Source organism: Xanthomonas sp. WHRI 6106 (genome assembly GCF_040202405.1).
Lineage (GTDB): Bacteria > Pseudomonadota > Gammaproteobacteria > Xanthomonadales > Xanthomonadaceae > Xanthomonas > Xanthomonas cannabis.
The window spans coordinates 301,185-323,557 of record NZ_JBEGFC010000004.1; the positions used below are offsets into that span (position 1 = coordinate 301,185).

A 22,373-nucleotide genomic window follows, 5' to 3' on the forward strand; every position below is an offset into this window, starting at 1 on the left:
TCAATGCGATTATCGACGAATTAATTCGATAATCGCACATTTTCGATGGGCTTGTAACGCTCCCACATTGTCTCCGGTGTATACATAACTTCGCTCGCAAGCGGACGCCAGCGTCGCAATGGGCGTCCACTGGTTGCCGGCCGGCGCGCCGGCGCCGATTCGTATCCCAGGTTGTATACAAACCCCAGGAGTCACGGTCATGTCCCAGTCCAAGCCGCTGTTTCCCCTCAACGCGTGGTACGCCGTCGCCTGGGACCACGAAATCAAGCACGCCCTGAGCCCGCGCAAGGTCTGCAACCTGGAGGTGGTGCTCTATCGCAGCACCGCCGGGGCGGTGATCGCGCTCGAAGACGCGTGCTGGCATCGCCTGGTCCCGCTGTCGATGGGCAAGCTGCGCGGCGATGACGTGGTGTGCGGGTACCACGGCCTGGTCTACAACACTCAGGGCCGCTGCGTGCACATGCCGTCGCAGGAGACCATCAACCCGTCGGCCTGCGTCCGCAGTTTTCCGGTGGCCGAGAAGCACCGCTACGTGTGGATCTGGCCGGGCGACCCGGCCAAGGCCGACACCGCATTGATTCCCGACCTGCACTGGGCGCATGACCCGGCCTGGGCCGGCGATGGCCGCACCATCTACGCCAAGTGCGATTACCGGCTGGTGCTGGACAACCTGATGGACCTGACCCACGAGACCTTCGTACACGGCTCCAGCATCGGCCAGGACGAAATCGCCGAAGCCCCGTTCGATGTGGTGCACGGCGACCGCTCGGTGGTGGTGTCGCGCTGGATGCACAACATCGACCCGCCACCGTTCTGGGCCAGCCAGATCGCCCGTCACCTGGATCACCACGGCAAGGTCGACCGCTGGCAGATCATCCGTTTCGAAGCACCCGGCACCATTGCCATCGATGTCGGCGTGGCCATCGCCGGCACCGGCGCACCGGAAGGCGACCGCAGCCAGGGTGTCAACGGCTACGTGCTCAACACCATCACCCCCGAGACCGACACCACCTGCCACTACTTCTGGGCGTTCATGCGCAACTACGCGCTGCACGATCAGTCGTTGACCACGCTGACCCGCGCCGGCGTCACCGGCGTATTCGGCGAAGACGAAGCGGTGCTGGAAGCGCAGCAACGCGCGATCGACGCGCACCCGGATCACACCTTCTACAACCTCAACGTGGATGCCGGCGGCATGTGGGCGCGGCGGGTGATCGACCGCCTGATCGCACAGGAGCAGCGCGCGCAGGATTTGTCGCTGCGCATGGTGGGCTGAGCGCATTGCGCGGGAGACCACCATGCCACCGACCACGCCCTTCCACAGCAGTGCCGCGCAGACCACGCGCGCGCTGCTGTCGCTGCGCGAACTGATACTCGACGGCACCCTGCCGGCGGGGACGCGGCTGTCCGAATTGGCCGTGGTGCAACGGCTGGGCATGTCGCGTACGCCGGTGCGCGCGGCCTTGCAGCGCCTGTGCGAGGAAGGCCTGGCCAACGCCCTGCCGGGCGGCGGCTATGCGGTACAGGCCTTCAGCGAACGCGACGTGCACGACGCCATCGAGCTGCGCGGCACGCTCGAAGGCCTGGCCGCGCGGATCGCCGCCGAGCGCGGCGTGCCCGCGATGCAACTGGCCCAGGCGCGCACCCTGCTGGCGCAGATCGACGCCATCATCGGCGCGCCGCTGGAGACCGTCGACTTCAGCGCGTATGTGGAGGCCAATGCGCAGTTCCACGCGCTGTTGATCGCCATGGCCGGCAGCGACGTGCTCGAACGTGCCCTGACCCGCGTGGTGCAGCTGCCGTTCGCCTCGCCCAATGGGCTGGTCATGGCGCAGACCGGCGATGCCGATGCACGCCTCATCCTCACCCTGGCGCAGGACCAGCATCGCGAAGCGATTGCCGCCATCGAGCACCGCCAGGGCGGCCGCGCCGAGGCGCTGATGCGCGAGCACGCACGCCTGGCGCACCGCAATCTGCGCCACATCCTGCAAACCCCTGCCGCGGTCAGCCAGGTGCGCGGTGGCGCCCTGATCGGCCGTGCCCATGCCTCCAACGCCGGCACCGGCCGGCCTGGCCTTCTGCCCGGAGTACCCCATGCGTAAAGACACCCAGTGGCACCGCGCCCACGTCGTCAGCATTGCCGATGCCTGCGAGGGCGTGCGCGAAATCGTGCTCGATCCAGGCCCGGCCGCGCGCAGTTTCGAGGTGGGCAGTCATGTGGATTTCCGCGTGCATCTGCAAGGGCGCAGCGATGTGCGCTCGTATTCGCTGGTGGGCGAACCGCGCGAGGATGGGTACTACCGCATCGCGGTGCGGCAGATGCCCGACAGCCGCGGCGGCTCGCGACACATGTGGACGCTGCAGCCCGGCGATGTAGTGGAGATGTCGCCCCCCAGCAACAACTTCGCGCTGGACGAATTGGGCGAGGAGATCCTGTTGATTGCCGGCGGGATCGGCATCACGCCCATCCTGGGCATGGCGCAGCGGCTGGCGCAGCGGCACCAGGCGTTCCGCCTGCTTTACGTGGGCCGCTCGCGCCGCGCCATGGCGTATGTGGACGAGCTGGAAACACAGCTTGGTGAGCGCCTGCACCTGCACTGCGACGACAGCGCCGGTCCGCCCGATCTTGCCGCCGAGCTGGCGCGGCTCTCGCCCAATGCCGAGGTCTATGTGTGCGGGCCGCTGGGCATGCTGGAGGCGGTACGTCAGCACTGGCACGCCGCCGGCCGGCCACGCGCGCGGCTGCACTTCGAGACCTTCGGCAACAGCGGCCGGGTGCCGGCGCAGGCGTTCGTGGTCAAGCTGCCCGGGCTGGGACTGGAAGTGCCGGTGGCCGAAAACGAATCCATGCTCGATGCCCTGGCCGATGCCGGCGTGGAGCTCATTGCCGAATGCCGCCGCGGCGAATGCGGCCTGTGTGCGGTGGACGTGCTCGACAGCGCGGCCGACATCGACCACCGCGACGTGTTCTTCAGCGACGAACAACGCCGCGAAAACCGCAAGCTCTGCGCCTGCGTGTCGCGCGCGGTGGGCGGCAGCATCAGCATCGATACCGGCTACCGCGGCGAGCTGGGCTGAGCACGCCCGTTATCGTCACCTCGCTGGCATGCGGGCGCGGTGTGGCGGTGGCATGCGCGCGTCCGCGTGGGACCAGACAGGCCCGCACGGCGGCATGACTGGCCGCGTCGCGCTGCGCACCGCCGCGCAGCCGTCGTGCTTGCATCCTCACGCGCATGCGCGATCATCTGCGCATGGAGTCGACTCACTACAGGACTGTCCCGGCGCCGGCCTTGAACCCGCGCCAGGAGCAATTGGTGGCATTGGTGCGGCAGCAGGGCTTTGCCGACGTCGAAGGGCTGGCAACGCGCTTTGACGTCACGCCGCAGACCATCCGCCGCGATCTGACCTTGCTGTGCGATGCCGGCGTGCTGCGCCGGTATCACGGGGGCGTCAGCATGCCTTCGAGCGTGGAGAACCTGGCCTACACCGCGCGCAAGGCGCTGCAGGCGCGCGAAAAGCAGCACATCGCCGCGCAGGTGGCGCGCTTCATTCCCGACGATGCCTCGCTGTTCATCAACCTCGGCACCACCAACGAGGAAGTCGCGCGTGCGTTGCTGCAGCATCGCGGCCTGCGCGTGATCACCAACAACCTCAACGTGGCGGTGATGCTCAGCGCCAATCCCAGCTTCGAGGTGATCGTGGCCGGCGGCGTGGTGCGCGGACGCGACCAGGGCGTGACCGGCGAGGCCACGGTGGAGCTGATCCGCCAGTTCAAGGTGGATTTCGGGGTGATCGGCATTTCCGGCATCGACCTGGACGGCACCCTTCTGGATTTCGACTACCAGGAAGTGCGCGTGGCCCAGGCCATCATCGAGCACTCGCGGCAGGTATTGCTGGCGGCCGACCACAGCAAGTTCGGCCGCAATGCGATGGTGCGGCTGGGCGCGATCGCCCAGGTGCACGACTGGTTCACCGACCGACCGCCGCCGCAGGAACTGGCCGCAGTGCTGGCCGAGGCCGGCACCCGCGTGCATCTGGCAGACGCACCTGCGTCCGGCTGAGCCGAATGTTCGTTTGTGTACCTTTTTGAATTTCCGGCCTGGGTGCAGGTCGCTGGCGATAGCCGTGAGTAATCGCCAGCCTGGCTTTCGATAGTTGATAAACGCGGTCGCGCATCATCTGCGCGCCCTTTCGGCTCTTCACGCTTCCGCAAGGTGCGATGTTCGAATATGTTCGAACATGACAACTTGGGTTCGCTCAGTGGCGAATCCGGACGGAGGCACCGATGGGCGAGACGTACGATCTTCTGGTGGTAGGCGGTGGCATCAATGGGGTCGGCATTGCCCGTGATGCGGCCGGCCGCGGCCTGTCGGTGTGCCTGTGCGAGCAGGACGATCTGGCCGCGCATACCAGCAGCGCCAGCACCAAGCTCATCCACGGCGGCCTGCGCTATCTGGAACAGTACGAGTTCGCGCTGGTCGGCAAGGCGCTGGCCGAGCGCGAAGTGCTGCTGCGGCTGGCACCGCACATCATCTGGCCGCTGCGCTTCCTGTTGCCGCATCAGCCGCATCTGCGCCCGGCCTGGATGATCCGTGCCGGCCTGTTCCTATACGACCACCTGGGCGGCAGCAAGCGCAGCCTGCCGCGCTCGCGCCGGCTCTCCTTGCGTACGCATCCGGTTGGCGCGCCGCTGCAGGAATCCTTGCGCACCGGCTTCGTGTATTCCGATGCCTGGGTGCAGGATGCGCGGCTGGTGGTGCTCAACGCGATGGATGCCGCCAGGCGCGGCGCCAGGATCCATACCCGTACCCGCTGTGTCGGTGCCTGGCGCGATGCAGGGTTCTGGTACGCCGAACTCGAAGACCGCCAGGGCCGCCGCCGCACCGTGCAGGCGCGCGCGCTGGCCAATGCCGCCGGCCCGTGGGCGGTGTCGTTCCTGGACAAGGTGGCCGCGGTGCCGCACCAGCATGCGCTGCGTCTGGTCAAGGGCAGCCACATCGTGGTGCCCAAATTGTTCGATCACGACCACGCGTACATCTTTCAGCAACCGGACCGTCGCATCGTATTCGCCATCCCGTACGAACACGATTTCACCCTGATCGGCACCACCGATGTCGATTACGAGGCAGATCCGGCCGCGCCGAAGATCGATGCGGCCGAAGTGCAGTACCTGTGCGACGCGGTGAACCTGTATTTCCAGCAGCAGATCAGCCCCGCCGATGTGGTGTGGAACTACAGCGGCGTGCGCCCGCTGCTGGACGACGCCGAAGACAACGCCGCCGAAGTGACCCGCGACTATCAACTCGAAGTGGTCAACGACGGTGCGCCGTTGCTCAACGTGTTCGGCGGTAAGCTCACCACCTACCGCAAGCTCGCCGAAGAAGCGGTCGACCGGCTCACCCATGCGCTGGGCGCGCGCAAGCCGGCATGGACTGCACGCGGCGAAGCCTTGCCCGGCGGTGAGCAGCGCGACATCGCCAGCCTGCTGGAGCGGGTGCGCAACGCGCGCCCCTGGTTGCCGGCGGCCACCGCGCAGCGGCTGGTGCGCAACTACGGCACCTGTGCAGACCAGCTGTTGGGCGATGCGCAGGACCTGGCCGGTCTGGGCACGCACTTCGGCGCGGACCTGTACCAGGCCGAGGTGGATTACCTGCAGCAGCACGAATGGGCACTGACCGCCGACGATATCCTGTGGCGGCGCAGCAAACTCGGCCTGCGCATCGATGCGGCTGGCCGCCAGCGGCTGGAAGACTATCTGCAGACGCACGCACTGCAGCAGCGCGCCGTCGCAACCGTCTGAACACACGCGTTGCCGGCGAGGACGGGTCGTCCGGCAACGTATCCTGGCGCATTGCCGGCATCACCCCGAGCCACGTGGAGGGCACCCCTGATGAGCACCACCCGATTCCCCGGCGCGCCAGCGCGCGCGTCGCAGCACCCTGCCCGCAGCCGTGACCAGCATCCGGGACTGCCCGCATGAACCGTCAGCTCGTGGGTGAGTTGATCTCCGAAGCAGTGGCGATGTTCATCATCATCGCGCTGGGCGATTCGGTCGCGGCGATGTATGTGCTCTACGACCCCAGCCCATATCAGAACGCCTATTGGGGCGTGTGCATCGCTTGGGGCCTGGCGGTCACGCTGGCCATCTATGTCACCGGTTCGGTGTCCGGCACCCACGCCAACCCTGCGGTGACGCTGGCGCTGGCGCTGTTCCGCGATTTCTCGTGGGAGAAGGTCGTGCCGTACTGGATCGCCCAGGTCATCGGTGCGTTCCTGGGTGCGGCCATCGTCTACCAGTTGTATGGGCCGGTGATCGACCATTACAACCAGGTGCAGCACCTCACCCGCGAAGCCGGCGGTGCCGCCGGGGTGTTCTTCACCGCACCCGGTCTGGCGGTCACGCCGATGCATGCGCTGGTCGACCAGATCATCATCACCGCGTTCCTGATCTTCGGCATCTTCGCCATTACCGAGCGCTTCAACGAAGCGGCGCCGGGCGCCAATTCCGGGGCGTTGATGATCGGCCTGCTGGTGGCAACGCTGGGCGCATCGATGGGCTACCTGGAAGCGTGGGCGATGAACCCGGCGCGCGATTTCGGCCCACGCCTGTTCGCGTATTTCGCCGGATGGGGCGAGGCAGCGTTGCCGGCCAAGGACAATTACTGGTGGATCCCCATCGTGGGGCCGCTCATCGGCGGGCCGATCGGCGCACTGGCGTATCAGTGGCTGATCCTGCCCTTCCTGCCGGCGCGCGTGCGCCATCTGCAGGGCGAGCCAGCCCCGCACGACCCGCGCTGATCACAGCACGCCGGCCCTGCGGGCCCCAACGACCTGCGTGCAGCGGCGGATCGACGCGCAGCTGCGCAGCTCGCCGGGGCCGCACCCACCACTCTCGCCGGGCGCAACCGCCGGCATCGTTTGAGGAAACCCTGATGGAAAAGCAGTACGTCCTTGCGATCGATCAAGGCACCACCAGTTCGCGCGCGATGTTGTTCGATCGCCAGGGCAAGGTGGCCGGCGTGGCGCAGCGCGAGTTCGGCCAGATCTTCCCGCAGCCGGGCTGGGTGGAACACAACCCGCGCGAGATCATGACCAGCGTCTACACCACCATCACCGAGCTGCTCAACAACGCGCAGATCGACGCGCGCTCGATTGCCGGGATTGGCATCACCAATCAGCGCGAAACCGCGGTGGTGTGGGACAAGGCCACCGGCCAGCCGATCTACAACGCCATCGTGTGGCAGTCGCGGCAGACCAAGGACATCTGCACCCAGCTCAAGGAGGCCGGGCACGAGCAGATGGTGCGCGACAAGACCGGCCTGCTGATCGATGCGTATTTTTCCGGCACCAAGGTCAAGTGGATCCTCGACCATGTCGAAGGTGCGCGCGAGCGCGCGCGCAACGGCGAGCTGGCGTTCGGCACCATCGACAGCTGGCTGATCTGGAACCTCACCGGTGGCAAGGTGCACGTCACCGACTACACCAACGCCTCGCGCACCATGATGTTCAACATCCACACGCTGGAATGGGACGCCGAGCTGCTGGCGATGCTCGACGTGCCCAAGGAAATGCTGCCGGAGGTGCGCTCGTCCAGCGAAGTCTACGGCATGACCCAGACCCAGTATTTCTACGGCGAACAAGTACCCATCGCCGGCATTGCCGGCGACCAGCAGGCCGCGTTGTTCGGCCAGGCGTGTTTCGAGCCGGGCATGGCAAAGAACACCTACGGCACCGGCTGTTTCATGCTGATGAACACCGGCGACAAGGCAGTGGCGTCCAAGGCCGGCCTGTTGACCACCATCGCCTGGGGCGTCGACGGCAAGGTCGAATACGCATTGGAAGGGGCCATCTTCGTCGCCGGCTCGGTGGTGCAGTGGTTGCGCGACGGCCTGCGCATGCTGGGCAAGGCCAGCGACTCGCAGGCCTATGCCGAACGCGCCGGCGACAACGATGGCGTCTACATCGTGCCGGCGTTCGTGGGCCTGGGCGCGCCGTACTGGCGCAGCGACATTCGCGGTGCGGTGTTCGGCCTGACCCGTGGCACCAGCAAGGAACACTTCGTGCGTGCGGCGGTCGAATCGATGGCCTACCAGACCCGCGACGTGCTCACCGCGATGCAGAGCGACTCAGGCATCGAACTGAAGGAGCTGCGCGCCGACGGTGGCGCCATCGCCAACGACTTCATGGCGCAGTTCCAGAGCGACATCCTCAATGTGCCGGTGCTGCGCCCGGAGGTGGCCGAAACCACGGCACTGGGTGCGGCGTATCTGGCGGGGCTTGCGACCGGGTTCTGGGGCAGCCGCGAAGAGATCGCCAAGCAATGGGCGGTGGATCGTCGCTTCGAGCCGGCGATGGCCGAGGACAAGCGCGAACAGTTGTATTCCGGCTGGCAGCAGGCAGTGGAAGCGACGATGGGTTTCCGTATTAGCTGAGTGATTCACCCGCGCAGACGCTGCCTGCCTTTACCCGATGCGCAGGTCATGTATCTCTGAAACGCAGATCGCCGGCCTGCAGCCTGTAGGCCGGCGATCAGTCACAGACCTAGAGCTGCTAAAAAGAACGTAGCGAGCGGTCGTCAGGTGGGTGCGGACGGCGCGGAGGAACCGCAGTGTACGAGTGGTACATGAGGATTCCGAGCACCGACCGCGCCCGCCTGGCGGCCGCGCAGTAGTGTTGCTAGCTGCTCTTACTGGCCGCCGGTATTGGCGCGGCCGGCGATGGTATCCGGGTCCCAATGCTCCTTGATCAGGCCCTTCTCGATCCGGAACATGTCGAACCAGGTGGTGGTGTAGGTCTTGCTCGGATCACGCGGGTCCGGCAGCGTGCGCACTGAGACCAGCGTCACCAGATCGCCATCGGCGGTGATGGCCACCAGCGGCAACTGCACCCGCTCCTGCACCGGGCTCTTGGGAACGAACGCGGTCAGAAACCTGATGAACGCATCGCGCCCGTTGGCCACATTCGGGTTGTGCTGGATGTAGTTCTTGTCCATGTAAAACGGTGCGTAATCCACCTGGCCGGCTTCGAACACGATGCGCCAGAAATCGTAGACCAGGCGCTTGTTGGCCGTTTCCAGCCAGTTGGAGCCGATCAGCATCTTCTGGTGGTTGGTGTTTTCGGTCACCGCGGTCTGCGCGAACGCCGCCATCGGCGCGACCAGCATGATCAGTAACAAAGCACGAGAAAACAGGGTCTTTTTCATTAGGATCTCCTCGGGTGGAAGGGGGCCTTGCGCGTGCGGGGGATTCGGCCTACGGCGCACGATTGGGTTTGACGCGCGCGTGCTCGGACAGCGACCGCCACGCGTCCAGGCCACCCTACCGAGCACGTCCGCTACCGCGCTAGCCACCCGAAAGTGCACCAGGACACTTCCACAATTGCTGGTAATCAAAGAATTACCGTCAGGGTTGCGGTGTCAGGCGCTGACCGGATCGACCAGTGGCAGCCCTGCGTAGTTTTCTGCAATGGTCGTGCGCCCTGCCGCGCTGCCGAGCAGATAGTCCAGCTCGGCGGTGCGGATGCGTGCGGTGAAGGCGTCTTCATCGTCGAAGGTATGCAGCAGCGTGGTCATCCACCAGGAAAAGCGCTCGGCCTTCCACACCCGCTGCAATGCCAGCGCCGAATACTGCTGCAGCACACCGGCATCGCCGGATGCCTTCCAGCGCGCGAACAGCTGCGCAAGCAGGCCGACATCGGCCAATGCCAGATTCAGTCCCTTGGCGCCGGTCGGCGGCACGATATGCGCCGCATCGCCGGCCAGGAACAGGCGGCCGTACTGCATCGGTTCGGCCACGAAACTGCGCAGCGGCGCAATGCTCTTCTCGATCGACGGGCCGGTGACCAGGCGCGTGGCCAACGCGTCCGGCAACCGAGCGCGCAATGCATCCCAGAATGCCTGGTCGCTCCAGGCGTCCACGCGCGCGTCGGCCGGTACCTGCACGTAGTAGCGGCTGCGCGTAGGCGAGCGCATCGAACACAAGGCAAACCCCAGCCGATGCCGCGCATAGATCAGCTCATCGTGCACCGGCGGCGTGTCGGCCAGCACGCCCAGCCAGCCGAAGGGATATACGCGCTCGAACACGCGCAGGCGCGCGGCGGGAATGTTGGCGCGGCTGACGCCATGAAATCCATCGCAGCCGACGATGTAGTCGCAGGCCACCTGCAGGCGGGTACCGTGATGCATGAATTCCACGCGCGGTGCAGGGCTGTCCAGCGCGTGCAGGCTGACCTGGTCTGCGTTGTAGTAGCTGCGCGCACCGCTGCGCTGACGTGCCTGCATCAGATCGGCGGTCACCTCGGTCTGGCCATACACGGTGACCGCGCGACCGCAGCTGTGCAGCAGATCGATGCGTTCGCGCCGGCCGTCCAGCGACAGCTCGAAGCCATGATGCGGCAGGCCTTCGCGTTGCACGCGCTCGCCCACGCCAGCGCATTGCAGTAGGTCCACGCTGCCCTGCTCCAGCACGCCGGCACGGATACGCCCCAGCACGTGGTCGGGCGCCTGCCGTTCGACGATGAGCGTGTCGATACCGGCGCGCAGCAGCAGCTGGCCCAGCAACAGGCCGGACGGGCCGGCACCGATGATCGCAACCTGCGTCCGCATGGGGCGCTCCTGTTTTTAAATACCAGGCCTGCAGTGTCGGTAGCCAAACGCGGGCATTGAAGGGATGATTACGCGCAGTGCTTGGACTTTTCGACGATGCCCACACGCGCGCGCCAGACCGATGCATCCACTGCTGTGCCCGCGTTCGGCCTGTATGGCGAACGGCACGCGCACGCGCCGGAACTGCTGCATTGGGAATCGATCGCCGCACGCAGCCGGCTGCATGACTGGCACATCACCCCGCACCGGCACCAGGACCTGGCGCAGCTGCTCTACGTGCAACGCGGGCCCGCCACGTTGCAGCTGGATGGACGAACCCAGCGCCTGCGTGGCGCCACCGTGGTGTGGCTGCCGCCACTCTGCGTCCACGGGTTTGCGTTCGATCCGCGCGTGCGTGGCCACATCATCACCCTGTGCATGCCACTGGTGCGCAGCGCACTGGTTGCAGCACCGCTGCTGCAACCGGGCCTGGCGGCGCCGACCGTACTGCAGGCAACCCAGGCACGGCGCTTGCTCGATGCCTTGTTCGCCAGCATTGCCGACGACCACGCGCATCAGCGCCCGGGGCACGAGGCGGCGCTACAGGCGGCGGCGGCCCACCTGGTGATCTGGACCGCACGTGCCGCGCTGCAGGGCCTGCACGCGGCAGCAGAAACCGCAGCGCAGGGCGACCCTGGCCTGCGCCATCTGCGCGCCTACCAGGCCTTGATCGACCAGCATTACCGTGCACATTGGCCGATCTCCCGCTACGCCGGTCAGCTGGGACTGACGCCGGGGCATCTCACGGCCTTGTGCCGCCGGTTGGCCAATGCCTCGGCGCTGGAGCTGCTGCAGCGCAGGGTCATGCTCGAAGCGCGCCGCAGCCTGCGTTACACCAGCCTGAGCGTGCAGCAGATCGCTGCAGCGCTTGGATTTTTCGACGCTGCCTACTTCAGCCGCTATTTTGCACGGCATGCGGGATGCTCGCCCACGCAGTTTCGCGCGAGCGCGTAAGCGCGCAGCCACGCCACATGCCACACGCGCAGGTGCGCCGCAGCCGCGTTCGCCGCATTGGCGACAGCAAGCGGCCATGTCGCACCCCGGCTTGCACCGACACCGGGCACGCCGATGCCGGCGCGGGCGATCAAAACGGGTACTGCGGCACCTCGTTCTTGATCGTCAGCCACTGCCAATGGGTGTACTGCTCCCAATCGGCCGGGCCACCAACGCTGGTGCCATTGCCGGAAGCGCCGGTACCGCCAAACGGGTTGATCACCTCATCCACCACGGTCTGGTCGTTGATATGCAGCAGGCCCGGATGCAGGCGCTCGCCCAGGGCCATCGCACGCGACACCGAGGCCGACATGATGCCGGCCGCCAACCCGTACTCGCCGTGGTTGGCCATCTCGGCAGCTTCTTCATCGGTATCGAACACCGCGATGTTGATCACCGGGCCGAACACTTCCTCGTCGAACACACGCATGCCGGGGCGCACGTTGGACAGCACGGTGGCCGCGTAAAACAGCCCTTCATTGGTGGCGCCGGCTTCCACCACGGCGCCGGCGGCGACACTGTCGGTGACGATGTCGATCACCCGCTGCAACTGGCGCTGGTCGATGATGGGCCCGAGCGCCACGGTGCCGCTGACCGGGTCGCCCACCGGCAGGTGCCGCGCCTTTTCCGCCAGTCGCTGGGTCAGCGCCTGCGCCACGCTGCGCTGTACCAGCACCCGGCCGGTGGCCATGCAGATCTGGCCTTGGTGCAGGTAGGAACCGAACGCGATGGCCGAGGCGGCCCTGTCTAGGTCCGCATCGTCCAGCACGATCACCGCATTGTTGCCGCCCAGCTCCAGTGCGACCTTTTTCAGATGCCGTCCGGCGAGTTCGCCGATGCGGCGACCGGCGGCGGTGGAGCCGGTGAAGGCAATCATCGGAATCTCCGGCGATTCCACCAGCGCCTGGCCGATCTGCGCATCGCCGTGCAGCACGTGCAGCAGCCCCTTGGGCAGGCCGGCTTCTTCGAGCACCTGCGCAATGATCACCCCGCCGGTGTACGGCGTGCGCGGATCGGGCTTGAGGATCACCGCATTGCCCATCGCCAGTGCCGGCGCCACCGAACGCAGCGACAGGATCAGCGGGAAGTTGAACGGCGAGATCACCGCGATCACGCCCAGCGGCAGGTGGCGCGCGAGACTGAGCTGGCCGGCGGCGGTCGGCAGCACCTGCCCCACTGCTTGCAACGGCAGGCCGGCCGCCTGTTGGTAGAACACCACCGCCTCATCCACCTCGCGCTGCGCCTTGGGCAGGATGCCGCCGGTTTCGCGTGCGATCAGCAATGCCGCTTCCGCGCTGCGCGCCTGCATCACCTGGGCGGCGCGATGGAAGATCGCCGCGCGCTCGCGCGGCGAGGTCGCCGCCCATGCGCGCTGCGCCTGCTTGGCTTGCGCCACGGCGGCCTCGACGTCGGCCAGGTCGGCCTTGCTCACCTCGTGCAGCAGGCCGCCGGTGGCCGGCTCATAGATCGGCAGGGCGCCGCCGTTGCCGGGCACCCACTCGCCGTTGAAGATGCAGCCGTGCCACGCGGGGGTGTCGTTTGCAGCGACCGCTGCGCTGGGAAGAGCATTCATGGTCTAGCCTCCTGCTGAAAACAGTGGGGGTGATTTACAGGGTGGTGGATGCCAGGCCGCCATCGACCGGCAGGGTGATGCCGTTGATCCAGCGCGCGGCATCGGATGCAAGGAACACGATGGCGTCGGCCACTTCGTCGGCATACGCGGGGCGCGTCATGCGCTTGGCATCTTCCTTGACGCGCTCCTCGCCCAGCATCGCAGCGAAATCGCCCAGGATCGGCGTGAACACCGGCCCCGGCGAGACGTTGTTGACGCGAATGCCGCGCTCGGCGAACCACGGCCGCGATTGCAGCAAGGTCCACACGATCAAGGCTTCCTTGAAGTATTGGTAGCAGGTGTCGTGCGCCACCGGGTGCGCAGCCAGCCAGGCGCTGCCGGCCTCGAAACTGTCGGTGGCGGCCAGCTGCTTGTGCAGGTCCAGCCGCTGCGGCCAGTCTGCGCCCAGGATCGAGGCGACGTTGATGATGGCGCCGCCGGACACGATGCGCGGCAACAGCGCATGGCTCAGATGGCGCAGGCCCAGGTAGTTGACGCGCGCCACCGCATCCAGTGGCGCGGTGCCCGGCACGCCGGCCACATTGGCCAGCGCATCGATGCGCTCGGGCAGTGCGCGCACCAGCGCATCGATCGATGCGGGGTCGCCCAGGTCGGCCTGATGAAAGCCGTGCAGGGTCATCTGCACCGGCGTGCGATCGACACCGATCACCGTGGCGCCATGAAACCGTGCAAGGCGTGCGACCTCTGCGCCGATGCCCGAGGCCACACCGGTCACCACGATCGTCTTGTTCTGCAAATTCATTGCCACCCTCCGTAGGAGCCAGCCGTGCCGGCGCTAGAACACATGGACGTACTGCAGGTTGACGTTGTTGCCGGAGGCCGCGTTCCTGACCTCCACCGGCAGGTAAAGATTGGCAAACAGCATGTTGCTGGCATCCAGCCGCCACGCGCCGCCCGGGCCGGCGTAGAAGATGCGTTGCCGGCTGTCGGGCACGCGCTGGCCATTGGTGCGGTTGTCGCGGAACTGGGTCAGGTAATAGGCGTTGACGCCCAGCCGCACACCCGGCGCCACCTCCCAGGAAGTGGCGACGTTGATCCAGCCCGCATCGCCGGCCTGCCCGTTACGGAAGTCGAATCCGTCGGGCAGATTCGGCCGGCGCTCGCTGCGGAAGTTGTAGACGTAGTTGAGGCGCGCGCTGATTTCCCAGTTGGGCGTGGGCAGCACGGTGAAGGCGTAGTTCGGCACCAGCGACCAATACCCGGCCCCCTGATTCAGATCGCGGTCGCGGTCGAACTTGCCGACCGGTGCCACCGCATCGATCTCGAAACGCTGCGAAAACACCGGCCGCCCGTCGCGCATCACCGGCAGCATCTGCAGGTACGGCCCGAAGGTCAGATCGCCCACGCCGGCGCCGTTGTCGCGCAGGGTGGCGATGCTGTTGCGGCCGAACGAGGCGTCCAGGTTGATCAGCGGTATCAACGTGTTGATGCCGAGCGCGCCGCCAAAGAGCTTATACGGCGTGACATAGGCGATCTGGGTCAGCAGCAGGGTCGAGTCGATGCGCGGGTTGGCGAACACCGGCACATCGTCGCCCTGTGCGTCCTTGACCGCATCCAGCGAGGTCTGGCGCAGATAGGTGACCACCGCCCAGCCGGGCGTGGTGCGGGTGAAACCGTCCAGGAAGCTGGTGCCACCGGTATTGAGACCATTGGTCAGCGCCGCGCTTTGCGGAACGCCCTGCGCCAGCGCCGCACCGCCGGTACACACGCCCACCGCGCCAAGTGCGGCGCAAAGCGTCCACGACACCCGTCGACCTGCGCCACGCACCACCCTTCTTCGAATCACTGCGGACATCTCCAGCGTTGGGAGGAAACAACAGGACGTGCCAGACGGCACGCGTCAGGCAGGCGGCAGCGCCGCGCTGTACACAGCACGTGCAAACAGGATGTGCGAAGGAAAACGCTGCCAGGCGCTGGCCTGCAGCGCGCGGCTTACGGCGAGTCGAGCCGGTCCAGGCGATCGAGCGCGCGCAGCAACGGCGCCTCGCTGGTGCCGAGCACGGCACTGAGCTGCCGCTCCATGCGCAGCACCTCGGCTTCGGCATCGGTCAGCAGGGTGACGCCGGCCGGCGTCAGCGACAGATGCTGCATGCGCCGGTCCTGGCGCCCGCGCACCTGCCGCAACAGGCGGCGCTTGACCAGGCGCGCCACCACGATGGCCAGGTTGGGCGGCGACACATGCAGCACATCGCCGATCTGGCGCTGGTTGATCCCCGGGTTGCCGTCCACCAGCATCAGCAGCGAAAAGTCGACCGGCTTCAGATCGAAGGCCGCCACGCAGTCCTGAAACATCCGCCGGACCAGCAACTCGGTGCGGGTGATGCGGTAGCCCAGCAGCCGCAACAGGCGCGCCTGGTCCACCGTGGTGACGGCATCGGGCAACGGTGCAACGGCGGCGGTAGCGGACATGAGGGTTCTCGCGACAAAGGCAGCGGGCGGCACGGGACGCCCCAGGCGCCCGGTCCGCAACGCCGATCCCCGGCGTGCACCGCATTGTAGACGCGGCCGGCCGTACCGATGTGGACGTGCCGCCCGCCCTCGCTTGCGCTGTGCAGATGTCTGCCTGCGCACCGGCCGCTGCCGCCTTCCACGCGCGCGCCCGGCTGCGCGGCAGCGGTGCTGCGATGCGCGGGGGACGGCGGTGATCCGGGCACGGAGTGGACATGGGATCCGGTCGGCATGTGATTGCGTTCCGGAATAGTTATGGATCATAACTACATTGCCAAGCTGCACCGCAGCATGGTCGCGTCCGCTAGCTCGCGGAGCGGACGAAGGCCAGCCGGTGCGCGAAGCGGTGCGACACGTTGCTGCCTCTACCGGGCCACGCCGGCGTCCGTCAGGCGCCGGCGGCGCACACACACGCTCAGAGCCGCGGGCGTTGCACGGCCAGCAGACGACGCCGCCGTTTACGGCAGCCAGAGTTTCTCCAGATCGCGGAAGCCCCAGTCGCCCGGACTTTCCATCTGCGCGATGCGGTCCTGGCAGTCGGGGCGCGACAGGTCGATGTCCTGCACCAGCACATGGCTGCGCAGCCTGGCCGAATAGAACACGCGTACCTTGGGCTTGAGCAGCGCGTCGGGCGTCTGTTCGATCACCACGGCCAGCTTCTGCGATTCCAGACGCACCAGCGAACCGACCGGATAGATCCCCAGCCGGCGCACGAAGGCCTGGAAGATCGCCGGGTCGAAGTGGCCTTTCCATGACGCCATCTGCTTGAGCGATTCGGCCGGATCCCAGCCGCGCTTGTACGGGCGGTCGGAGCTGATGGCGTCGTAGACATCGCACACCGCGCCCATCCGCGACATCAGCGAGATCTCTTCGCCGGCCAGACGGTTCGGGTAGCCGCTGCCATCCATCTTTTCGTGATGGTGCAGCGCAATTTCCAGCACCACCGCGTTCTGCACGCCGCCGGCCACCAGCAACCGATGCCCGTCCAGCGGATGCTGGCGCATGATGTCCATTTCGTCGTTGGTGAGCCGGCCGGGCTTGTTGAGAATGTCCAGCGGCGTCACCGCCTTGCCCATGTCATGCAGCAGGCCGCCCATCGCCGCTTCCACGACCTGCGGCTCGGGCAAACCGAGCTGACGCGCCAGCCCGCTCATCAGGCCGGCCACCGCCATCGAGTGCAGGTAGGTGTAATCGTCGGCGGTCTTGAGCCGCGCCACGCTGATCAGGGCCTGCGGATGACGCAGCACCGAATCGTTGATGGCCTCCACCAGCGGCATCGCCGCCTCGGTGTCGACGGTGCGCCCCAGCCGCACGTCGCGGAACATCGCCTCCACCGTGTCGCGGCCGTCTTCGAAGATCTTGCGTGCGCGCACCACTTCGGCCTCGATGCCGACCTGCGCGGTGACGCTGTTGGTACGCACACCGCGCGGGCTGGACGCCGGCTCCGGTGGCTCCGGTACGGGCGGCGGCGATGGCGTGTCGATCGCCTCGGGTGCGGGCGTGGATGCGCCGGTGTCCACGTCGAGCCCGCGCGCGGTGTCGATCACCAGCTGCTCGATCCGGCTGCCGTGGATCTTGTCCACGTCCTGCGAATCGACCAGGAACGACGTCTTCCAGAACGGATGATGCACCCACGCGCCCAGCAGCTTGCACACATACATGCCGGGACGGAGTTGGTCGGAGTCGATGGTTCTGAGCATGCCGGCACTGGTCTGCACGAGGGTCACGGATGAGGCCGCCGCAGGCTTGGCGGTCTTCGTGGTTATCGGCAACCGACTCGATTTCTTTGACCACCGACCACCCCGTGCGACGCAGCGGCCAGCCGCGCTCGGCTGAGCGATTCAGCGATGCGGCAGGCGCATCGCCAGCACCGCGGCCGCAGCAAACAGCAGCGGCACCGCGCAGGCCAGATACAGCCGCACCGGCGACCACCCGGCGTCCAGCAATACGCCCGCGCAGAGCGGCGACAGGATCGCGCCGACGCGCCCCACGCCGATCGCCCAGCCCATGCCGGTGGAGCGCACCGCCGCCGGGAAGACCACCGGCGCTACCGCATACAGCCCGCCCATCGCCGCGGTCATGGCGGCGCCGGTCAGCAACGCGCTGGCAAAGGCCCAGCGCAGCACCGTGCTGCTCAGCCCGAACGCGACCATGGCCGCCGCTACCAGCAGCAGGGCACCGGCCGTCAGCCACGACAGCCGCGCGCGCAAGGCCAGCCAACCGAACAGGCTGCCGCCGACAATGCCGCCCAGGTTCAACAACACCCCGCCGGTGACACCCTGCGCGGCCGACAGCCCGGCATTCACCAACAGCTTGGGAGTCCAGCTGAGCACGAAGTAGAACGAGAACATCAGCAGGAAAAAAGCCAGTGCGATCAGCAGTGATTGCCGCCGTAGCGCCCCGACAAACAACGCCGCATAGCCATGCGTCTGCGCATCGGTCTGCACCGGCAGCGGCGGCAACCGCGCATGCGGCGGCATGGCCATGCGCGCCAGCACGGCGTTGAAGCGCGCAAGCGCCCCGGCCGGGCGACGGGCGATCAGAAATTCCAGCGACTCCGGCAAAAACAGCAGCACCAGCGGCACGCACAGCAGCGACCCGAGCGCGCCCAGCCAGAACACCGCTGGCCACGACCACTGCTGCAGCAACAGCGCCGCAATCACACCACCCAGCGTCGCGCCCACCGGGTAGCCGGTCGCCTGCAGCACGGTGGCGGTGCTACGCCAGCGTGCAGTGGAGTATTCGGCCGCGGTCACCGCCACGCAGGCCAGCATGCCGCCAATGCCCAACCCGGTGAACGCCCGCAGTGCGCCCAGTTGCCAGGCATTGCCGGCCAGGGCAGACGCGCCCATGCCCACCGTGAGAATGGCCAGGCAGATCAGGGTGAGCGCACGGCGCCCGATGCGGTCTGCCAGCGGCGCCAGCAGCAGCGAGCCCACCGCCATGCCCACCAGCCCGGCACTGAACAATGCCCCCAACAGCTTGCCCGACAACTGCCAGTCGGCCGAGACATGCGGCGCGGTGAAGGCCATGGCCATCACGTCGAAGCCATCGAGCATGGTCAACAACACGCACACCGCCACTGCCCGCCACTGGAAGGGCGTCATGCGCTCCAATACGAAGGGCGCAGCGTCTGCGGTGCGTTGGAGCATGGGCATGTCCTGTGCATGGAAGGGCCGGTACCGATCACGTGTGCACGGCCGCGGCATGGCACCGCCGTGGACGGGCACACTGCCGTGCGCGCAGGCGAGGCAACGCCTAGCGAACACGGCAGTGCGATGACTGCACGCACGCTAGGCCCATCGCACGCACTGTTCAAGCCGGGCCAGCGCACGGCTGTGCGCTAATCGGACGCTGCGGGCCGCCGCTTCGCTTGCCCAGCCACACGTTCGGTCGGTGAGCCAGGTGCGCCAACGGCATGCGCACGCATGCCGCACCCTGCGTGCCGACATCGATGCCCCTGGCCGCAGCGCCCTGGCTTGTCGCGTGGTGCGTCGATGCCGGCGGCAAAGGCGCGGCGGTTCATGCGCGCCGTCGTGCGATGCGCAGGCGCATGCGCCGGGATGGCTGCTGCAGGCAGTCCTCGGCCACCAGTCACCTGGTGACGTGCAACAGCACACGCGTCGTGCGATTCATCGCAGCACGGGCAACATCACCGCGCACGTTCGATGTCGCGGTGCGATGACCAAGGCCGGCGGGCCGGTCGATCGATCGCGCACCAAGTGCCGCCGGTCAACGCGTTGCGACATCCAACATCCAGAGGCGCTTATCTTCACGGTCGCAGTCCGCGCTTGCCTGCACATCGCAACAGGCTGCTCATCCACACATGCCCGCTGTCGCGCGGGTCATGCCTGCGGCAGCCAGCAGCACCGCGCAGGTATCATGCTGCGGTGCTGCAGTCGGTGGCACGCTGACCCGCCGGAGAGTGCCGTGACCCCGATTCGCCCATTTCTGGACCACACCCCTCAGCTGGGCGCGCGCGTCTACATCGACCCGGCCTGCACCATCATCGGCAAGGTGAGCCTGGGCGATGACGTGTCGGTGTGGCCGGGCACGGTGATCCGCGGCGACGTCAATCATGTGCAGATCGGCGCGCGCACCAACGTGCAGGACGGCACCATCATCCACGTCAGCCACCACAGCCCCTTCAACAAGGCCGGCTACCCGACCGTGATCGGCGAAGACGTCACCGTCGGCCACGGCACCATCCTGCATGCCTGCACCATCGAGGACCTGTGCCTGATCGGCATGGGCGCGTGCGTGCTCGATGGCGCCACCGTCAAGCGCTATGGCTTTGTCGGTGCCGGTGCGGTGGTCGGCCCGGGCAAGGTCGTCGGCGAGGCCGAGTTGTGGCTGGGCAATCCTGCGCGTCCGGCACGCACGCTCAGCGACAAGGAAATCGAAAGCCTGCATTACTCCGCCCAGCATTATGTGCGGCTCAAGGATCAGTATCTGGGCACGCCCGCCGCCCACTGAGCACGCCGCACCAGGCGCCATCGCACGCGTGGTGATGGCAACGAACGCGTGAGCGCCCGAGCGTTGGCGCAGCAGTTACCCACGCGCAAGGCGAGCAGGCGAATCGAGCGGCCGGCCAATGCCCGGGCTTCCGAGCGAATGCATCGCATGCGCGCACGGCACGACGGCAGGCATGCGCGTAGACCAAGAGACCGCGCTGGCCGAAGGATGCCTGTTGCCGGCCGAGGCCTGGACGCGATGCGCGGCAGCGCTGTGCGCGTGCCTCACGTGCCTGTGCCTGCAGAACGCGGCTCAGGGCCGCGTGGCGTGTTCCAGCGCGGCGAGGGTGGCCAATGCCTGGGCGCGCGAGCTCCCACACATCTCCGCGGAAGGACGCAGGCTGCCACACACCAACGGCCGCGTTGGCAACCCGAACAGCCGGCATCGGCCCTGCCCGTCCAGCTGCACGCACGGCACGCCGGCCGGCTTGCCATGCGGCATGCCGGGGATCGCCGAACTGATCGACGGCGCAATACAGCACGCCGCGCAGCCGGCGCGGCACGGGATGTCCATGGGCATTGCTGCAGTGTAAACCGCCGCCCATGGTCCGGCGGCGGCCGGTTATCGTCGGCGGCTAGCGTGGCGGGACATAGCTGGGCACGCGCACGCCAAAGAACGCCTGCACCGCGGCCAGATTGCCCTTGGCCTGAATGTCCGCGCCCACGTCGCGGCTCATGCCGAGCACGTCGTCATCCGGCCAGCCGGGGCCGAAGCACCATTGCGTGCTGGGGATATTGTTCGCCTGCAGATGGGCCAGCATGCGCGTGGTAGCGACCTCCGCGCTGCGATTGCCGGCCGGGTAGCCGTGCTCGCCGAGGTAGCCGCGCTTGCCGGCATGCCGCAACGCATCGATGAAGGGCGTCACCATCTCGATGCCGGTGTCCGGCCGGATCACCTCGTCGCGCCCGCCAGGCCCGATCCAGTTGCCGCCGCCCGCCCCGTTGCTGTCCAGGTAGTTATGCGCTTCGTAGACGATGCGCGCGTAGGGGTCGGGGATGTCGAACAGACTCATCGAATCCTCCTGCCAGAGCCGTGCGCTGGCATAGCCATTGCCGCACACGAACACGAAGTGGTCACGGTCGCGATCGACGATGGTCTTGCAGCACGCAGTGGCGGTCTTCTGCCAGTGTGCCGCCATCGACAACACACTGCCATCGGCATTGAGTTCCTTGCCCTGGTAAGGCTCGTTCATCACGCCCCAGCCGAATACGGCCGGATGCTGCCGGAACCGATTGACGATGCGTGCCCACAGGTCGGGCAAGCCGGCCTCGTTGTAGAGCGTGCAGCCTGGCGTGCCGATCACCCGGTACTCGTAGAGCTTGAGCAGCCCGTCGCGGCGATCGAAGTAACCCTGGTAGCCGAAGCTGCGCAGCGGATAGGTGTCGGCCCAGAGTGCGGGGTCGACCAGATTGTCGATGCGGTTGCCGCGCGCATCGATGATGGCGCCGCTGGCATCGCGCCGGTAGCCCGACTTGGCCGCCACCCGCTGCGGCAAGCGCATGTAGTCGTGCAATTCCACAATCGCGCGTTTGCCGCGCGCGGCGATGTTGTCGAGCGCCGCCTGCACCTGCGCGCAGTAGGTTTCGTTCAACGACAGGCCCTGCCCGCGCGTGAAGCGTGCCGCCGTGGTCGGCAACCGGAACAACGGGCAGGCCCCGGCCGCGGCCACGTGCTGTGCGGTGATGGCGCGGTAGTGGGTGCCGATCTCGGCATTGTCCACATAGCTGTTGGACGCCAGCCCGGACAGGTTCAAGCCGGCGAAGGGCAAGGTGGCGCTCTGCGCAGCGGCGCTGCCGCCCCACCCCACCGATGCCAGCACTGCGGCGCCGGTGACGCCTTGCAGAACACGGCGCCGGGTGATGCCACCGGCTGCTGCCAGCGTCTGGTCGGGAGGATGCGAGCACGCCGTGCTGGAGCGGCGGCGGGGATGTGGATGGTCGGACATGGGCGCCTCCTGCGGTGCCGTGGTGGGATCCATGGCGGTGCTGCTCCCCTATGCGCACCGGCCTGGCGCCATGGTGCGGACGCGGCGCGGTCGCGTCTGCGACCCGGTTCGCAGGCTGTCACTGCATGAAACGGCGCATACGTTTACATCGCATTACATGACAGCCACGCACCCGCTGTGCCCGCGTTGCAGCCGGA

At 67.2% G+C, this 22,373-nt stretch carries 19 protein-coding genes and 1 other RNA gene; 9 read left to right on the plus strand and 11 right to left on the minus strand.

Annotated elements, in window-relative coordinates; all coding sequences use genetic code 11:
• Positions 1-199 precede the first annotated feature (199 nt).
• The 7 genes from ABQZ09_RS08915 (at position 200) to glpK (ending at position 8,432) form a co-directional block, all read left to right on the plus strand.
• Positions 200-1,276, plus strand: coding sequence for an aromatic ring-hydroxylating dioxygenase subunit alpha (locus tag ABQZ09_RS08915; RefSeq protein ID WP_349776693.1), 1,077 nt, complete (start codon positions 200-202; stop codon positions 1,274-1,276).
• 22 nt (positions 1,277-1,298) lie between these two features.
• Positions 1,299-2,102 carry a GntR family transcriptional regulator gene (locus ABQZ09_RS08920; protein WP_349776694.1) on the plus strand — a complete coding sequence of 268 codons (804 nt, stop codon included), beginning with the start codon at positions 1,299-1,301 and terminating at the stop codon, positions 2,100-2,102.
• Positions 2,095-3,078 (plus strand): PDR/VanB family oxidoreductase, encoded by a 984-nt coding sequence (locus ABQZ09_RS08925; protein ID WP_184553403.1) that lies wholly within the window; start codon positions 2,095-2,097, stop codon positions 3,076-3,078. Before ABQZ09_RS08920 ends, ABQZ09_RS08925 begins: the two co-directional genes overlap by 8 nt.
• 155 nt (positions 3,079-3,233) lie before the next feature.
• The gene (locus ABQZ09_RS08930) at positions 3,234-4,061 is read left to right on the plus strand and encodes a DeoR/GlpR family DNA-binding transcription regulator (RefSeq protein ID WP_184553405.1); all 828 of its coding nucleotides are present in this window, start codon (positions 3,234-3,236) and stop codon (positions 4,059-4,061) included.
• 224 nt (positions 4,062-4,285) lie between these two features.
• The gene (gene glpD / locus ABQZ09_RS08935) at positions 4,286-5,800 is read left to right on the plus strand and encodes a glycerol-3-phosphate dehydrogenase (RefSeq protein ID WP_349776695.1); all 1,515 of its coding nucleotides are present in this window, start codon (positions 4,286-4,288) and stop codon (positions 5,798-5,800) included.
• 176 nt (positions 5,801-5,976) lie between these two features.
• Complete coding sequence (locus tag ABQZ09_RS08940; RefSeq protein ID WP_349776696.1) at positions 5,977-6,798, plus strand: MIP/aquaporin family protein; 822 nt, start codon at positions 5,977-5,979, stop codon at positions 6,796-6,798.
• Between the two features lie 134 nt (positions 6,799-6,932).
• Positions 6,933-8,432 carry a glycerol kinase GlpK gene (gene glpK / locus ABQZ09_RS08945; protein ID WP_349776697.1) on the plus strand — a complete coding sequence of 500 codons (1,500 nt, stop codon included), beginning with the start codon at positions 6,933-6,935 and terminating at the stop codon, positions 8,430-8,432.
• 116 nt (positions 8,433-8,548) lie between these two features.
• On the opposite strand, the gene ABQZ09_RS08950 is transcribed toward glpK, so the two are convergent.
• The 3 genes from ABQZ09_RS08950 to pobA form a co-directional block, all read right to left on the minus strand.
• A non-coding RNA gene (locus ABQZ09_RS08950) (sX9 sRNA) lies at positions 8,549-8,625 on the minus strand.
• Positions 8,626-8,686: 61 nt separating this feature from the next.
• Complete coding sequence (locus tag ABQZ09_RS08955) at positions 8,687-9,202, minus strand: nuclear transport factor 2 family protein (protein WP_039408763.1); 516 nt, start codon at positions 9,200-9,202, stop codon at positions 8,687-8,689.
• A 213-nt stretch (positions 9,203-9,415) separates the two neighbouring features.
• On the minus strand, positions 9,416-10,603 hold the full coding sequence (pobA, locus tag ABQZ09_RS08960) for a 4-hydroxybenzoate 3-monooxygenase (RefSeq protein WP_349776698.1): 1,188 nt from the start codon (positions 10,601-10,603) through the stop codon (positions 9,416-9,418).
• Between the two features lie 96 nt (positions 10,604-10,699).
• Between pobA and ABQZ09_RS08965 the strand changes: the two genes are divergently transcribed.
• Entirely contained in the window at positions 10,700-11,596 is an 897-nt protein-coding gene (locus ABQZ09_RS08965; protein ID WP_228313372.1) for a helix-turn-helix domain-containing protein, read from the plus strand.
• A 130-nt stretch (positions 11,597-11,726) separates the two neighbouring features.
• Here the strand turns inward: ABQZ09_RS08965 and ABQZ09_RS08970 are convergent, their stop codons facing one another.
• From ABQZ09_RS08970 to ABQZ09_RS08995, 6 genes are all read right to left on the minus strand, one after another.
• Complete coding sequence (locus tag ABQZ09_RS08970; protein WP_104579366.1) at positions 11,727-13,208, minus strand: benzaldehyde dehydrogenase; 1,482 nt, start codon at positions 13,206-13,208, stop codon at positions 11,727-11,729.
• A 34-nt stretch (positions 13,209-13,242) separates the two neighbouring features.
• Positions 13,243-14,010, minus strand: a complete 768-nt coding sequence (locus ABQZ09_RS08975; protein WP_123137553.1) for a coniferyl-alcohol dehydrogenase — start codon at positions 14,008-14,010, stop codon at positions 13,243-13,245.
• Positions 14,011-14,043: 33 nt separating this feature from the next.
• Positions 14,044-15,063, minus strand: a complete 1,020-nt coding sequence (locus ABQZ09_RS08980; RefSeq protein WP_349776699.1) for a SphA family protein — start codon at positions 15,061-15,063, stop codon at positions 14,044-14,046.
• Between the two features lie 137 nt (positions 15,064-15,200).
• Positions 15,201-15,677, minus strand: a complete 477-nt coding sequence (locus tag ABQZ09_RS08985) for a MarR family winged helix-turn-helix transcriptional regulator (protein ID WP_039408776.1) — start codon at positions 15,675-15,677, stop codon at positions 15,201-15,203.
• Positions 15,678-16,174: 497 nt separating this feature from the next.
• Entirely contained in the window at positions 16,175-17,416 is a 1,242-nt protein-coding gene (locus tag ABQZ09_RS08990; protein ID WP_349776700.1) for a cyclic di-GMP phosphodiesterase, read from the minus strand.
• Positions 17,417-17,557: 141 nt separating this feature from the next.
• The gene (locus ABQZ09_RS08995) at positions 17,558-18,868 is read right to left on the minus strand and encodes an MFS transporter (protein ID WP_349776701.1); all 1,311 of its coding nucleotides are present in this window, start codon (positions 18,866-18,868) and stop codon (positions 17,558-17,560) included.
• Positions 18,869-19,646: 778 nt separating this feature from the next.
• Here ABQZ09_RS08995 and ABQZ09_RS09000 point away from each other — a divergent pair.
• Positions 19,647-20,192, plus strand: coding sequence for a gamma carbonic anhydrase family protein (locus ABQZ09_RS09000; RefSeq protein ID WP_039408784.1), 546 nt, complete (start codon positions 19,647-19,649; stop codon positions 20,190-20,192).
• Positions 20,193-20,483: 291 nt separating this feature from the next.
• Here ABQZ09_RS09000 and ABQZ09_RS09005 read toward each other — a convergent pair whose 3' ends face one another.
• On the minus strand, positions 20,484-20,750 hold the full coding sequence (locus ABQZ09_RS09005) for a YkgJ family cysteine cluster protein (RefSeq protein ID WP_081419535.1): 267 nt from the start codon (positions 20,748-20,750) through the stop codon (positions 20,484-20,486).
• Positions 20,751-20,805: 55 nt separating this feature from the next.
• Positions 20,806-22,176 carry a glycoside hydrolase family 5 protein gene (locus ABQZ09_RS09010; RefSeq protein WP_349776702.1) on the minus strand — a complete coding sequence of 457 codons (1,371 nt, stop codon included), beginning with the start codon at positions 22,174-22,176 and terminating at the stop codon, positions 20,806-20,808.
• Between the last annotated feature and the right edge of the window lie 197 nt (positions 22,177-22,373).

What these genes read in the sequence shown, in the direction of transcription:
- ABQZ09_RS08915 (WP_349776693.1), top strand. Translation starts at nt 200, where the DNA reads ATGTCCCAGTCCAAGCCGCTGTTTCCCCTCAACGCGTGGTACGCCGTC.
- ABQZ09_RS08920 (WP_349776694.1), top strand. Translation starts at nt 1,299, where the DNA reads ATGCCACCGACCACGCCCTTCCACAGCAGTGCCGCGCAGACCACGCGC.
- ABQZ09_RS08925 (WP_184553403.1), top strand. Translation starts at nt 2,095, where the DNA reads ATGCGTAAAGACACCCAGTGGCACCGCGCCCACGTCGTCAGCATTGCC.
- ABQZ09_RS08930 (WP_184553405.1), top strand. Translation starts at nt 3,234, where the DNA reads ATGCGCGATCATCTGCGCATGGAGTCGACTCACTACAGGACTGTCCCG.
- glpD (WP_349776695.1), top strand. Translation starts at nt 4,286, where the DNA reads ATGGGCGAGACGTACGATCTTCTGGTGGTAGGCGGTGGCATCAATGGG.
- ABQZ09_RS08940 (WP_349776696.1), top strand. Translation starts at nt 5,977, where the DNA reads ATGAACCGTCAGCTCGTGGGTGAGTTGATCTCCGAAGCAGTGGCGATG.
- glpK (WP_349776697.1), top strand. Translation starts at nt 6,933, where the DNA reads ATGGAAAAGCAGTACGTCCTTGCGATCGATCAAGGCACCACCAGTTCG.
- ABQZ09_RS08955 (WP_039408763.1), bottom strand. Translation starts at nt 9,202, where the DNA reads ATGAAAAAGACCCTGTTTTCTCGTGCTTTGTTACTGATCATGCTGGTC.
- pobA (WP_349776698.1), bottom strand. Translation starts at nt 10,603, where the DNA reads ATGCGGACGCAGGTTGCGATCATCGGTGCCGGCCCGTCCGGCCTGTTG.
- ABQZ09_RS08965 (WP_228313372.1), top strand. Translation starts at nt 10,700, where the DNA reads ATGCCCACACGCGCGCGCCAGACCGATGCATCCACTGCTGTGCCCGCG.
- ABQZ09_RS08970 (WP_104579366.1), bottom strand. Translation starts at nt 13,208, where the DNA reads ATGAATGCTCTTCCCAGCGCAGCGGTCGCTGCAAACGACACCCCCGCG.
- ABQZ09_RS08975 (WP_123137553.1), bottom strand. Translation starts at nt 14,010, where the DNA reads ATGAATTTGCAGAACAAGACGATCGTGGTGACCGGTGTGGCCTCGGGC.
- ABQZ09_RS08980 (WP_349776699.1), bottom strand. Translation starts at nt 15,063, where the DNA reads ATGTCCGCAGTGATTCGAAGAAGGGTGGTGCGTGGCGCAGGTCGACGG.
- ABQZ09_RS08985 (WP_039408776.1), bottom strand. Translation starts at nt 15,677, where the DNA reads ATGTCCGCTACCGCCGCCGTTGCACCGTTGCCCGATGCCGTCACCACG.
- ABQZ09_RS08990 (WP_349776700.1), bottom strand. Translation starts at nt 17,416, where the DNA reads ATGCTCAGAACCATCGACTCCGACCAACTCCGTCCCGGCATGTATGTG.
- ABQZ09_RS08995 (WP_349776701.1), bottom strand. Translation starts at nt 18,868, where the DNA reads ATGCTCCAACGCACCGCAGACGCTGCGCCCTTCGTATTGGAGCGCATG.
- ABQZ09_RS09005 (WP_081419535.1), bottom strand. Translation starts at nt 20,750, where the DNA reads ATGCCCATGGACATCCCGTGCCGCGCCGGCTGCGCGGCGTGCTGTATT.
- ABQZ09_RS09010 (WP_349776702.1), bottom strand. Translation starts at nt 22,176, where the DNA reads ATGTCCGACCATCCACATCCCCGCCGCCGCTCCAGCACGGCGTGCTCG.